This window comes from Neorhizobium sp. T25_13 (assembly GCF_002968675.1).
In the GTDB taxonomy this organism is placed as follows: domain Bacteria; phylum Pseudomonadota; class Alphaproteobacteria; order Rhizobiales; family Rhizobiaceae; genus Neorhizobium; species Neorhizobium tomejilense.
In genome coordinates this window covers 1-13,435 of record NZ_PVBI01000011.1, presented here as the reverse complement: position 1 = coordinate 13,435, position 13,435 = coordinate 1, and the positions used below count along the sequence as shown (strand labels likewise).

Here is a 13,435-nt window from a genome sequence, read left to right as displayed (position 1 = left end):
CACCATGTCGCTTACGCTCTACGATATCACGGTACCGGTTTTCATCCGCGCTTTCGGCAACCTCACGGAAATCCTCAAGAAGGGCGAAGCCTTCGCCGACGAGAAGGGCATTGCCCACAAGGAACTGTTGGAAACCCGGCTGGTCCACGATATGTACCCGCTGACCGCCCAGATCCAGCGCGCCAGCGACACGGCGAAATTCGTGCCGGTCCGAGTCGGGCAGATCGAGAGCATCGCGATGGCCGACGACGAAGTCACCCTCGCCGATCTGCATGCCCGCATCGAAAAGACCGTGGCCTTCCTGAACAGCGTCGATCCGGCCAGCATGGCGGACCGTGACGACGCCGAGGTGATCCTGAAGACCCGCAGCGGCGAGACGAAGTTCACCGGCAGGAGCTACGTCCTCGGCTTCGCGCTGCCGAACTTCTATTTCCACGTCACGACGGCCTACGCCATCCTGCGCCACAAGGGCGTTCCGATCGGCAAGATGGACTACATCGGCCGTTCCCAATAACGGTCGCGGTAACCACCGTATCAGCGCCTCAGTGACATCGCCGCTTCCGCGTTTATAATCGTCTGCGGAAGCGGGGAGATTTCGTGCGTATTCTTCTGGTCGAGGACAATCAGGCGTTGGCCGACGGGCTGTCGACGATCCTGCGCGGCAGCGGTTACGCGGTCGATGCGGTCGCCGACGGCGCTTCGGCGGAAGCTGTCGCCGCCGCCGAGGCCTATGATCTCGTCATTCTCGACCTGAACCTGCCGGAAATGGACGGACTTGACGTGCTGCGCGCCATGCGGGCGCGGGCGAACAAGGCGGCGGTGATGATCCTGACTGCCCGAGGTACGCCCGAGGAGCGGGTGAAGGGGCTCGATCTCGGCGCCGACGACTATATGATCAAGCCGTTCGACATCCCGGAATTCGAGGCGCGCATCCGCGTGCTGCTGCGCCGTCAGGCGGGTCTTCGCAGCTCGATCGTCAACTATGGCGGCATCACCTTCGACCTGAATTCGCGGACCTTTTCGAGCCAGGGCGTAACCCTGGACCTGCCCGCACGCGAGGTAGCGCTTCTGGAGCTGCTTTTCCTGCGCGCCGGCAAGGTGGTCTCCAAGGACGCGATCATGGCTTCGCTGACCGGCTTCGACGACGACCTTTCCGCCAACGCCATCGAGCAATATGTGAGCCGCCTGCGCCGGCGCCTCGCCCCGCACGGGCTTACCGTGAAGACCGCCCGCGGCATCGGCTATTATCTCGAAACCACGGCACCGACGGCATGACATCGGTCCCTCACGGCGCCCAACCCGTCCCGCCGATCGCCGCCTATTCCCTGCGCCGCCGGCTGCTTGCCTGGCTTCTCGTCTCGACCGCGGTGATCGGCACGATCGCCATGGTCGACACCTGGGACGAGGCGGTCGATACCGCAAACGACGTGTCCGACCGTGTGCTGGCCGGCTCGGCGCTGGCGATCGCCGAGCGGGTGATCGTTGCCGAAGATGGTTCTCTCGAAGTGGACATTCCCTATGTGGCCCTGGAGATGCTGACTTCCGCGGCCCAGGACCGGGTCTTCTACCGCGTCGACGGGCCGCCCGGAAAATTCATCACCGGCTACCAGACGCTGCCGTCGATCCCCCGTCGCGAGGGCCAAGCGGCCGCTTTCGAGAATGCGACTTTCCGCGGCGAGCCGATCCGCGTCGCCGCCCTTGCCCGCTCCGCCTCGACTGGCATCAATTCCGTGCCGTTCACTGTCACCGTCGCGGAAACCACCATAGCCCGCCAGCAGCTGACGCAGACGATCCTGATCCGCTCCGCGCTGCGTCTGCTGTTCATGATCGTTGGCGCCGCGATCATCGTCTGGGTGGCGGTGACGCTGTCGCTCCGTCCGCTCTACCGTTTCAGCGAGGCGATCGCCGAACGCAGCCCGGACGATCTTCACCCGATCAGCGAACGGGTGCCGAACGAGGTGCAGGGCCTCGTCGACACGGTCAATTCCTTCATGGTGCGGCTCGAAAGCGCGCTTGAGGCGCTACGGCATTTCACCGGCAATGCCAGCCATCAGCTGCGCACGCCGCTCACCATCATCCGCACTCAGCTCGCACTCGCCGACCGCGCCACCGAACTTGCCGAGGTCAAGGAGGCCGCCCGCAAGGCGGACGAGGCGGTGGCGGATGCCGAGCGCATTATTGCCCAGCTTCTCCTGATGGCGAAGATCGATGCGGCCACGCGATCGGCCTCGATGCAGCGGGTCGACTTGACCGCGTTGGCGCGCGGTGCGACGGCCGACAACGTGCCGCTTGGCGCCGATGCCGGTATCGACCTCGGTTTCGAAGGGGAGGGGAAAATCATGATCTCCGCCGAGCCGCTGCTGATCGGCGAACTGATGAAGAACCTGATCGGCAATGCGCTGCTTTATGCCGGAAACGGCGCCGAGGTGACGGTTCGGGTCAAGTCGGAAGACGGTGCCGCCATGCTGGAGGTCGAGGACGATGGTCCAGGCATTCCGCCGGAGAAACGAGCCTCGGTGCTCAAGCGCTTCGATCGCGGCGATCGCTCGGATAAGCTCGGCACCGGCCTCGGCCTGCCGATCGTCGAGGAGATCGCCCGCCTGCACGGAGCGACGATGATCCTCGCGGACGGCCACGAGGGCAAGGGTCTGAAGGTCGAGATACGGTTTCCCGTAGCCGGCTAAGTCTTATTGCTGGTGAACCTTCGTGCCGCCGATCCAGGTGCTTTTCATGCCGAGGTCATCAGTCAACAACACAAAATCCGCGTCGAAACCGGATTTCAGCGCACCCTTGCGGTCGGCAAGGTAAGCGGCTTCCGCCGGATAGGTGGATGCCATGCGCAATGCCTCCTCGACCGGCAGGTCGAGCGCCTCATGCGCGAACCGGACCGATGAGATCATGTCGATGTCAGCGCCGGCGAGCGTACCGTCGGCGAGCGTCAGGCGCCCGTCCTGGCGCAGGATCTCGCGGCCATTCAGCGTAAAGCTCTTCATGTCGGTGCCGATGGTCGACATCGCGTCGGTGACGATGAAGATCTTGCCTGGCCCGTTCTTGGCGCGCAGCGCGACGCCCATCGCGGCCGGATGCACATGAATGCCGTCGGCAATGATCCCGACATAAAGCGAGCCGATATCGAGTGCCGCGCCGACGACGCCCGGCTGGCGGTGGCCGAGCGGGCTCATGGCGTTGAAGAGATGGGTAACGGTGCGAACGCCCGCATCGGCATAGGCCTTGGCGGTCTCGTAGGTGGTGTCGGTATGGCCGAGGCTCACCATGAAGCCGGCCTGCGCCAGCCGTGCCGCCTGTTCCACCGTGACATTCTCCGGCGCGATGGTGATCATCATCGCATCGAACACGCCGTGGCAGGAGAGCATCAGCTCAATGTCCTTCTCCTTCATCGGCCGGATCAGTTTCGGGTCATGCGCACCCTTGCGCGCCACCGAAAGATGCGGACCTTCGAGATGCAGACCGAGGAAACCCGGCACGCCTTCCGCCTTCGCCTGCTTGCCGGCTTCAACGGTCCTCGACGTGATCTCGTAGGTGTCGGTGATCAACGTCGGCAACAGGGCGGTGGTGCCGAACTTGGCATGCGCGGCGCAGATCTGCCTGAGGCCCGCGACCGTAGGCTCCTCGTTCAGCAGCACGCCGCCGCCGCCATTCACCTGCAGGTCGATAAAGCCGGGAACGATCAGCCCGCCACCGCCATCGATCCTCTCGATGCCCTCCGGCAGCTCGGCCGTGGATTGGATCTCCTCGACCTTGCCGTCCGCAAAAACGAGCGCAGCATCCTCGTGCCAGAAGGTGCCGTCGAAGATGCGGGCGCCGGTAATGGCTTTCGACGTGCTCATAGCGTCTCGGTCACCTTCTTGAGTGCGACAGGCGCATCGGGATTAAAACCCTTGGCGCGCGACCATGCTTCGACGAAGCCGTAGAAGGGGAGGATCAGCGTCAGCGCGTCGGTGATCGGGTGGCCGGTCGCGACGAAGGGTAGCCTGCGGGTATTCTTGACCTTATCCGATGTGGCGAAAACGAGCGCACCCTTGGCCGAAAGGCTGTCAGCGATCTCGACGGCGGAGCCTTCCGCTGCATCGCGGGCCGCGAAGGTGACGACCGGGAAACGCTTTTCGACCAGCGCCACCGGACCGTGCAGCACCTCCGCCGCCGAATAGGCCTCGGCATGCATGTTGGAGGTTTCCTTGAATTTCAGCGCCGCCTCGCTGGCGATCGCCAGTGCCGGGCCGCGGCCGAGCATGTAGAGCGATTCCGCATCGCCGAGCTCGTTGGCAAGCGCGCTCCAGTCCAGCTTGACCGCCTTTTCGAAATGCTCCGGCAAGTCGCGGATAGCTGCTTTCAACGCCTCATCGCCGACCCACTCCGACAGCAGCGCAAGGCCGGCAACGATCGAGTTGACGAAGGACTTCGTCGCGGCAACAGCGAGTTCCGGCCCTGCATTGATATCGATCGCGTGAGCCGAAGCGCTTGCGATCGGCGAGGGGAGCGTATTGGTGAGCGCCACGGTGACGGCGCCGGCCTTGGCCGCGGCCTCGGTCATCGCGACGATATCCGGGCTCTTGCCCGACTGGGAAATGGCGATCGCCGCACCGCCGTCGAGCTTCAGCTTGGCGCCGTAGATCGAGGCAAGCGACGGACCGAGGGAAGCGACCGGCCGGCCGGCGGTGAGTTCGACGGCATATTTGATGAAGGTCGCCGCATGGTCGGAGGAGCCGCGTGCAATGGTGATCAGGAAGGCCGGGTCCTTTTCGCGCAGCGCCCGGCCGGCAGCGGCAAGCTCGGCCGCCGAGCCGTCGAGCAGGCGTGCCGCTGCTTCCGGTATCTCGTCGATCTCTTTGCGCATGTTGGTCATGTTGGTCAGCATAACATCGTCCTCGAAGGTCAGTTTTCGCCGAGCGAGAGCTCGGCCACGAAATCATAGGCATCGCCGCGATAGAGCGAGCGGGTGAGCTCCACCACCCGGCCGGACGCCAGGTAGGAAACCCGCTCGATCGAAAGCCCGGCGGAACCGATCGGCACGGCCAGCAACCCGGCATCCGGGTTCTTCATATTGCACGCCGATATCCGTTGTATGGCGCGCACCGGCCTCGCATCCTTTTTTCCGAGCTCCGCATAGAGCGAATTGGTCACCGCCGAAGGATCGGGCAGGAAATCGGCGGAAATGCTGGCGCGCTCGATCGCAAGCGGCATGTCGTTGCCAAGGCGAAGGCGTCCGAGACGGGCGACCCTGGTGCCGGGCGCAAGGCCGAGCATCATCATTTCCTCGGGCGAGGGGTGGAAAAGCCCGCGTTCCAGCCATTCGGATCGCGTCACCAGCCCACGCCGTGCCATATCCTCGGTAAACGACGTGAGGCGGGTGAGCGGCTGCTCGACGCGCGACATCGGCTTGACCACGAACGTGCCGGAGCCGTGCTTGCGGGTGAGCAGCCCGTCCTTGACGAGATCGTCGACGGCCTTGCGCACGGTGACGCGGCTGACATTGGCGTAGTCGGCGAGATCGCGTTCGGCCGGCAAGGCGTCGCCATGGCCGAGCTTGCCGGTGCGGATCGCCTCTTCAAGGCTCTGGCGCAGCTTTCGGTAAAGAGGCCCGGTGCCGGCCGATTGCAGGCCGTCGAGCGGCAGGATGGCGGCGAGCATCTGGTTCATGCGCGAAGCTCCGCCCGCGCCCCATAGGTCTTGACCGCAAGCGCCACCGCGCCGGTCAGCGCGTCGGCCAGCGGTTCGGACAACCGGGCGCGATGCCGTTCGGCCAGATATTCGGGATAAAGCGGCGCAAGCCCGCCGAGCAGGCAGAGCCGGCCTTTCCCCCTGGTGATACGGTTCACGGCGTCAAGCGCCTCGTCAATGCCCGTTGCCCCAGTCTTGAGAATGCGGATAGCCGCCTCGTCGCCTTGCCGCGCGAAGTCGAAGACCTTGGGCGTATGACGCCCGAAATCGCCGGGCTTCGCCAGCCGGGCGAAATCGACCACCTTTTCCGGATTGCCGTCGAACTCGGCGAGAATGGCCTTCGACAGGCCGGACATCGAATGGATGTTGTCGTAGGCGAGCAGGCTTTCCTGCAGCGCGAGCTGGCCGAGCCGGGCGCCGCTGCCGAGGTCGCTCACCTGAAAGCCCCAGCCAGCGACCGAATGAAGCTTGCCTTCATGCCGGGCGATATAGACCGTGCCGGTGCCGACGATCCCGATCGCCCCATCCTCGTTGCCGATCGCTCCCTGCAGCGCGATCACGCCGTCCGACACGATATCCGACTGCTTGAAAGGCAGCCGTGCCTGCACATAACTCACCGCATCGCCGACATTGTTGCCCGCAAGGCCGAGCACGGCGGATGTGGCGGAAAGGTCCGGCTCAAGCCCGGCTTCGGCAAAAGCGAGGCGGGACGCCTCGGCGATATGCCTGAGGGCCGTGTCGGGGTCGGTCAGGATATTGGAAGCGCCGCTTTTGCCGCGGCCGAGGATCATGCCGTTTCCGTCAGCAAGTGCCGCGCGGCAGCTTGTTCCGCCGCCATCGATTCCGATAAAATAGGCCGCCATGGGTACCTCCGGGCCGAATAATACCAAAAACGTACCAATAACCAAGCATGATTTCAAAAATCTCGAGTCGCAGGTTTCATCCTCTTGATTATACGGCTATATTTTGCGGGACTTTTGCCGAAGTTATCGATCCGTTCATAAAAGTTAATTTTCCTTCTGGACAATTGGTATTTTTTTGGCATCATTTTGGATGAGAGGGAGAAACCGGATGAGCAGAACTGCCACCGAGGCAAGACATGGGAAAGCGGAAGGGCTCGATACGCTCGCGCCCGCCGAAATCCTCGTGCTTCTCGCCTCCGGCCAGCAGGCGGCAGCCAAGGTTGTCGACCACGCCATCCCCGCGATCACCAAGGCCGCCGATCTCATGGCCGCCGCTTTGAAATCCGGTGGCAGGGTGGTTTACGCGGGTGCCGGCAGCGCCGGCCTGGTGGCGATGGCCGATGCGATGGAACTGCCTGGCACATACGGCATACCGCCAGAACGGATCGCCATCCTGTTTGCCGGCGGTGTTCCCACCATTGCCGATCTGCCCGGTGGTCCCGAGGACGACGCCTCGCTCGGCGAACGTGATGCCGATATCGTCGATGCGGCGGATTGCATCATCTGCGTGTCCGCGAGCGGTTCGACGCCCTACACGGTCGCCGTCGCCGAAACCGCGAAACGCCGCGGCGCGAAACTCGTGGCGATGGCCAACAATGCCGGCGCAAAACTGTTCGAAGGTGCCGATGCGGCGATCCTGCTCGAAACGCCGCCGGAAGTCATCGCCGGCTCCACCCGCATGGGTGCCGCCACGGCCCAGAAGATCGCCTTCAACATGCTGTCGACGCTCACCGCCGTCAAACTCGGCCATGTGCATGACGGCCACATGGTCAATCTGCGAGCCGATAACGGCAAGCTGCGCGCCCGCGCCGCCCGCATCGTGGCCGATATCGCCGGCATCGAGTTCGACGCGGCCCGGATCTGGATCGAGACCGCCGAAGGTTCGGTGAAGGTCGCGGTTCTGCTTGCTGCGGGCGCGACCGATGTCGAGGCTGCCAAAGGCCTGCTTGCCCGTTCGGACGATATGCTGCGCGTAGCGCTTGCCGAATTGCAGGCGTCCAAGAGTTCCATGAAACGCGCCTGAAGGCGCATATAAAAGGGAGAACATCATGACACGCATATTGAAAAGCATACTTTTTGCCACGACCGTACTTGCGCCGGCGGGCCTTGTCGCAACCGGCGCGTCCGCGCAGACCGCGACGCTCACCATCGAGAGCTGGCGCAATGACGACCTGCCGATCTGGCAGCAGAAGATCATCCCGGCCTTCGAGGCCAAGAACCCGGGCATCAAGGTGAGCTTCGCGCCGATGGCGCCGACGGAATACAATTCCGCCGTCAACGCCAAGCTCGAAGCCGGCACCGCGGGTGACCTCATCACCTGCCGTCCGTTCGACCTGTCGCTCGCCATGTTCCAGAAGGGCCAGCTTGCCTCGCTGAACGACCTGCCGGGCATTTCCAACTTCTCCGACGTCGGCAAGTCCGCCTGGAGCACTGACGACGGCAAGACCACCTTCTGCGTGCCGATGGCCTCCGTCATCCACGGCTTCATCTACAACAAGAAGGCCTTCACGGATGTGGGCGTCCAGATCCCGAAGACCGAGGACGAATTCTTCGCGGCTCTCGAAAAATTCAAGAAGGACGGCAAATACATCCCGCTCGCCATGGGCACCAAGGACCAGTGGGAAGCGGCGACCATGGGCTATTACAATATCGGCCCGAACTACTGGAAGGGCGAGGACGGCCGCAAGGCACTGATCGCAGGCAAGGAAAAGCTGACCGACGCGGCCTGGGTCGAGCCTTACAAGACGCTCGCCAAGTGGAAGCCTTATCTCGGCGACGGTTTCGAAGCCCAGACCTATCCGGACAGCCAGAACCTCTTCACGCTCGGCCGCGCCGCCATCTATCCGGCCGGTTCCTGGGAAATCGCTCCGTTCAAGGCGCAGGCCGATTTCGAAATGGGCGCCTTCCCGCCGCCGGTGAAGAAGGCAGGCGATACCTGCTACATTTCCGACCATAACGACATCGGCATCGGCCTCAACGCCAAGGGCAAGAACCTCGAAGCCGCCAAGAAATTCCTGTCCTGGGTCGCTTCGCCGGAATTTGCCGATCTTTATGCCAACGCAGCACCGGGCTTCTTCAGCCTGAACTCGACGCCGGTGAAGATGCAGGACGCGCTTGCTCAGGAATTCGTCTCCTGGCGCCAGAACTGCAAGCAGACGATCCGCCCGAGCGCTGCCGTCGTCGGCCGCGGCCAGCCGAATCTCGACCTCGAAATGTGGCGTGTCTCGGCCAACGTCATCAACGGCACCCAGACCCCGGAACAGGCCGCCGCCGAAACCCAGAAGGGTCTCGACAGCTGGTACAAGCCGGCGAAATAAGCATCTCAAAGACCCTCTCTGGCCTGCCGGCCATCTCCCCCACAAGGGGGGAGAAAACTCGCGGAACCGGCTCGTCCTTGCCGAAACGGTGAGGCAGGTTAGTCCCTCCCCCTTGTGGGGAGGGGTTGGGGAGGGGTCTTTTTGTCTAAGCAGACCTCCCGTAAGGGCGCATAATTCCTATAAACCCACCGGAACCCAAACCCATGAGCGATACCGAAATTGCCGATATCGAAACGGTTCCGGTGAAACGCGCCACCCGCTGGCATATCGCCGTTTTCCTGGCGCCGGCTTTCCTCGTCTATACGGCGGTGATGATCCTGCCGCTGATCGAGACGCTGCGTCTGTCGCTCTTCAACATCGTCGAGGGCCAGCTTGCCTTCGTCGGCCTCAACAATTTCAAGACCCTGTTCGGCGATCCGCGCCTTTCCGCCGATTTCTGGAACGCGCTCCGCAACAACGTGATCTTCTTCATCATCCACATGCTGGTGCAGAACCCGGTCGGCATCGCGATTGCCGCCATGCTGTCGCTGCCCGGCCTGCGGTTCGCGGCCTTCTACCGTTCGGCGATCTTCGTGCCGACGCTGCTCTCGTTCGTCATCGTCGGTTTCATCTGGAAGCTCATCCTGTCGCCGATCTGGGGGATCGCGCCGAGCCTGATGGATCTCGTCGGTCTCAAATGGGCCTTTGCGCCCTGGCTCGGCAAGGCGGAGACTGCGCTCATCGCCGTCTCGCTGATCTCGGTCTGGCAATATGTCGGTATCCCGATGATGCTGATCTATGCGGCGCTGCTCAACATTCCCGATGAGGTGCTGGAAGCGGCCGAATGCGACGGCATTACCGGCTGGAGCCAGTTCTGGAAGATCAAGCTGCCGCTGATCCTGCCGTCGATCGGCATCGTCTCGGTGCTGACCTTCGTCGGCAATTTCAACGCCTTCGACCTGGTCTACACGGTGCAGGGTGCGCTTGCCGGGCCTAACGGCTCGACCGACATTCTCGGCACGCTGCTTTACCGCACCTTCTTCGGCTTCCAGAACCAGATGGGAGACCGTTCCATGGGCGCCACCATCGCGGCCGTAATGTTCCTGATCATCCTCGCCGGTGTCGCGCTTTATCTTTTCGTCATCCAGCGGCGCATGCGCCGCTACCAGTTCTGAAGGGAGCGCCAGATATGTCGAAAGCCCGCTCCGCCCCCGTCCGTGCCGCCTTCATCCATCTGGCGCTGATCGCCTATACGCTGGTGGCGCTGTTTCCGGTGTTCCTGACGCTGGTCAATTCGTTCAAGAGCCGCAGTGCAATCTTCAGCCAGCCGATGGCCCTGCCGACCCCCTCGACCTTCAGTTTGATCGGTTACCAGACCGTGCTGAACCAGGGCAATTTCGTCGGTTATTTCCAGAACAGCCTGATCGTCACGGTCGTCTCGATCGCGCTCGTCCTGCTGTTCGGCGCCATGGCCGCCTTCGCGCTGTCCGAATACCGGTTCCGCGGCAACATGCTGATGGGCCTCTATCTCGCGCTCGGCATCATGATCCCGATTCGATTGGGCACGGTGGCGATCCTGCAGGGCATGGTCGCCGCCGGCCTCGTCAACACGCTGACCTCGCTGATCCTGGTCTACACGGCTCAAGGGTTGCCGCTGGCGATCTTCATTCTGTCGGAATTCATGCGCACCGTCTCCGACGACCTGAAGAGCGCCGGTCGCATCGACGGCCTGTCCGAATATGCGATCTTCTTCCGCCTCGTGCTGCCGCTGGTGCGCCCCGCCATGGCGACGGTCGCGGTCTTCACCATGATCCCGATCTGGAACGACCTCTGGTTCCCGCTGATCCTGGCGCCCGGCGAGGCCACCAAGACGGTGACCCTGGGCGCCCAGATGTTCATCGGCCAGTTCGTCACCAACTGGAATGCGGTGCTCTCGGCCCTGTCGCTGGCCATCCTGCCGGTCATGGTTCTTTACGTCATCTTCTCGCGGCAGTTGATCCGCGGGATTACGTCTGGGGCGGTGAAGTGATGGTGTCCGCATGTGAGGATAGGGCGCGCGCCCTCACCCGGCCTCCGCTCCGCTCGGCCACCCTCTCCCCGAGGGGAGAGGAGGGAATAGCCACGTCGCTGCATATCCTCTTCTCCCCAGCGGGGAGAAGGTGCCGGCAGGCGGATGAGGGGGCGACCCGGCACGCTGTCTCAAACAAGGAGACAAACACATGAATTCCACCCGCCCCATCCGTGTTCTCGTCGCCGGCCTCGGCAACATGGGCAGGAGCCATGCGCTCGCCTATCACGACAATCCGGGCTTCGAGATCGTCGGCCTCGTCAACCGCTCGCCGCGCGACCTGCCGGCCGGGCTCGAAGCCTATCCGATGTTCTCCGATTTCGAGCAGGCGCTGAACGAGACCAGGCCGGATCTCTGCTCGATCAACACCTATTCCGATACCCACGCCGACTATGCGGTCATGGCCTTCGAGGCAGGCTGCGACGTGTTCGTGGAAAAGCCGCTGGCGACCACGGTCGCCGATGCCGAGCGGGTCGTCGCGGCAGCGAAGCAGCATGGCCGCAAACTCGTGGTCGGCTATATCCTCCGTCACCACCCTTCCTGGATGCGGCTGATCGAGGAAGCACGAAAGCTTGGCCCGCCCTACGTCTTCCGCATGAATCTCAACCAGCAGTCCTCGGGGCCTAAGTGGGACGTCCACAAGGCGCTGATGCAGACCACTCCGCCGATCGTCGATTGCGGCGTGCATTATGTGGACGTCTGGTGCCAGATCACCGACGCGAAGGCCGTCGAAGTCCGCGGCATGGGCCTGCGCATGACCGACGAGGTCGCGCCGGACATGTACAATTACGGCCACATGCAGGTTCTGTTCGAGGACGGCTCGGTCGGCTGGTACGAGGCCGGCTGGGGGCCGATGATGTCGGAAATGGCCTTCTTCGTGAAGGATGTGATGTCGCCGAAGGGCTCGGTGTCTATCCTGGTCGACGCCAAGGCGAAGTCCGACGATATCGACACTCACACCAAGACCTCGGTCATCCGCGTCCATTCGGCCGAGACCGGCCCGGACGGCCAGTTCGCCCGCCGCGACGAGGACCTCGCCATGACCGGCGAGCCGGATCATCAAAAACTCTGCGATCTCGAACAGGCCTATGTGCTGAAAGCGATCCGCAAAGATATCGATCTCACCCGGCACATGGACGACGCCGTCCAGTCGCTGCGCATCTGCCTTGCGGCGGACGAAAGTGTGCGCACCGGCGCACCCGTCCGCCTCTAAAAGTCCGGTTTATTAAGGAAAACGCCCTTGGGTTCGCTTCAACTGAAATCCATCCGCAAGGCCTTCGGTCCTCACGAGGTACTGAAGGGCATCGATCTCGAGGTCCAGGACGGCGAGTTCGTGATCTTCGTCGGTCCCTCCGGCTGCGGCAAGTCCACGCTGCTCAGGGTCATCGCCGGCCTTGAGGATGCGACCAGCGGCAGCGTCAGGATCGACGGTGCGGAAGTCATCAACACACCGCCCGCCAAGCGCGGCATCGCCATGGTCTTCCAGTCCTACGCGCTTTATCCGCACCTGACGGTCAAGGACAATATGGGCCTTGGCCTCAAGCAGGCCGGCACCGAAAAGGCCGAGATCGACACACGTGTCGCCAAGGCGTCCGGCATGCTGTCGCTCGACCCCTATCTCGCCCGCCGCCCGGCCGAGCTTTCCGGCGGCCAGCGCCAGCGCGTCGCGATAGGCCGCGCCATCGTGCGCGAACCGAAACTCTTCCTGTTCGACGAGCCGCTGTCGAACCTCGATGCCGCCTTGCGCGTCCAGACCCGCCTGGAAATCGCCGGCCTGCATCGGCGGCTGAAGGCGACGATGATCTACGTCACCCACGATCAGGTCGAGGCGATGACGCTCGCCGACAAGATCGTCGTGCTGAATGCCGGCGCGATCGAGCAGATCGGCTCGCCGATGGAGCTTTACAACAAGCCGGCTAACGTCTTCGTTGCAGGTTTCATCGGCTCGCCGCAGATGAATTTCATTCCGGCCGAAAAGCTCGGCCAAACCGGCGCCAAGACGATCGGCGTCCGCCCCGAACATATCGCCCTCTCCCGCGACAGCGGCGACTGGAAGGGCAAGGTCATCCATGTCGAACATCTCGGCGCCGACACGATCGTCTACCTGGAAACGGAGGCAACCGGCCTTCTGACCGTCCGCCTGTTCGGCGAACATGCCTATGCGCCCGACGACGTGGTGTTCGCGACACCGGACAGGGCGAGCCTGCACCGGTTCGACGCCAGCGACCGCGCGATCGTCTGAAGGCTTCCTTCATTCGCAATTCCGAACGGAAAACCGCTCCACACTTTTCCTGGAATTGCTTAGAGCGTTTCCGCATTTTTCAGAATCATACCGGATTCCCAAATCGGCTTTGTTCTGATTCACTGATACTGGTTGGATGGAGGCCGGCATCTCATGACCGCACCGTTATCGAATGATCTTCGTGAGC

Annotated in this window: 13 protein-coding genes; 9 read left to right on the top strand and 4 right to left on the bottom strand. The window is 63.1% G+C overall.

All coding sequences use genetic code 11. The features are described from left to right. Positions 1–4: 4 nt before the first annotated feature. The 3 genes from C5J22_RS22955 to C5J22_RS22945 all read left to right on the top strand — a co-directional run bounded on the left by C5J22_RS22955 (position 5) and on the right by C5J22_RS22945 (position 2,684). Entirely contained in the window at positions 5–514 is a 510-nt protein-coding gene (locus C5J22_RS22955; protein ID WP_105440145.1) for a DUF1993 family protein, read from the top strand. 83 nt (positions 515–597) lie between these two features. Beyond that, the gene (locus C5J22_RS22950; RefSeq protein WP_105440144.1) at positions 598–1,275 is read left to right on the top strand and encodes a response regulator transcription factor; all 678 of its coding nucleotides are present in this window, start codon (positions 598–600) and stop codon (positions 1,273–1,275) included. After that, positions 1,272–2,684: a sensor histidine kinase gene (locus C5J22_RS22945; RefSeq protein WP_105440143.1), complete on the top strand. Its 1,413-nt coding sequence runs from the start codon at positions 1,272–1,274 to the stop codon at positions 2,682–2,684. Before C5J22_RS22950 ends, C5J22_RS22945 begins: the two co-directional genes overlap by 4 nt. 3 nt (positions 2,685–2,687) lie before the next feature. Here C5J22_RS22945 and nagA read toward each other — a convergent pair whose 3' ends face one another. Genes nagA through C5J22_RS22925 form a run of 4 tightly spaced genes read right to left on the bottom strand, consistent with a single transcriptional unit; the run spans position 2,688 to position 6,542 of the window. After that, a complete protein-coding gene (gene nagA / locus C5J22_RS22940) occupies positions 2,688–3,848 on the bottom strand; it encodes an N-acetylglucosamine-6-phosphate deacetylase (protein ID WP_105440142.1) in 1,161 nt (386 codons plus the stop codon). Continuing rightward, the gene (locus C5J22_RS22935) at positions 3,845–4,876 is read right to left on the bottom strand and encodes an SIS domain-containing protein (protein ID WP_172746755.1); all 1,032 of its coding nucleotides are present in this window, start codon (positions 4,874–4,876) and stop codon (positions 3,845–3,847) included. The genes nagA and C5J22_RS22935 overlap by 4 nt, the downstream gene beginning before the upstream one ends. Positions 4,877–4,893: 17 nt before the next feature. Beyond that, a complete protein-coding gene (locus tag C5J22_RS22930) occupies positions 4,894–5,658 on the bottom strand; it encodes a GntR family transcriptional regulator (RefSeq protein WP_105402267.1) in 765 nt (254 codons plus the stop codon). Continuing rightward, the gene (locus C5J22_RS22925; RefSeq protein WP_105440141.1) at positions 5,655–6,542 is read right to left on the bottom strand and encodes an N-acetylglucosamine kinase; all 888 of its coding nucleotides are present in this window, start codon (positions 6,540–6,542) and stop codon (positions 5,655–5,657) included. Before C5J22_RS22925 ends, C5J22_RS22930 begins: the two co-directional genes overlap by 4 nt. A 208-nt stretch (positions 6,543–6,750) precedes the next feature. Between C5J22_RS22925 and C5J22_RS22920 the strand changes: the two genes are divergently transcribed. The 6 genes from C5J22_RS22920 (at position 6,751) to C5J22_RS22890 (ending at position 13,248) form a co-directional block, all read left to right on the top strand. Further along, a complete protein-coding gene (locus C5J22_RS22920; protein WP_105440140.1) occupies positions 6,751–7,665 on the top strand; it encodes an N-acetylmuramic acid 6-phosphate etherase in 915 nt (304 codons plus the stop codon). 25 nt (positions 7,666–7,690) lie between these two features. Then, positions 7,691–8,959: an ABC transporter substrate-binding protein gene (locus C5J22_RS22915; protein ID WP_105402270.1), complete on the top strand. Its 1,269-nt coding sequence runs from the start codon at positions 7,691–7,693 to the stop codon at positions 8,957–8,959. A gap of 203 nt (positions 8,960–9,162) precedes the next feature. Continuing rightward, positions 9,163–10,113, top strand: a complete 951-nt coding sequence (locus C5J22_RS22910; RefSeq protein WP_105402271.1) for a carbohydrate ABC transporter permease — start codon at positions 9,163–9,165, stop codon at positions 10,111–10,113. A gap of 14 nt (positions 10,114–10,127) precedes the next feature. Further along, positions 10,128–10,967: a carbohydrate ABC transporter permease gene (locus C5J22_RS22905; protein ID WP_105440139.1), complete on the top strand. Its 840-nt coding sequence runs from the start codon at positions 10,128–10,130 to the stop codon at positions 10,965–10,967. Positions 10,968–11,157: 190 nt separating this feature from the next. Then, entirely contained in the window at positions 11,158–12,219 is a 1,062-nt protein-coding gene (locus tag C5J22_RS22895) for a Gfo/Idh/MocA family protein (protein ID WP_105440137.1), read from the top strand. A 27-nt stretch (positions 12,220–12,246) separates the two neighbouring features. Beyond that, on the top strand, positions 12,247–13,248 hold the full coding sequence (locus C5J22_RS22890; protein ID WP_105440136.1) for an ABC transporter ATP-binding protein: 1,002 nt from the start codon (positions 12,247–12,249) through the stop codon (positions 13,246–13,248). Positions 13,249–13,435 lie beyond the last annotated feature (187 nt).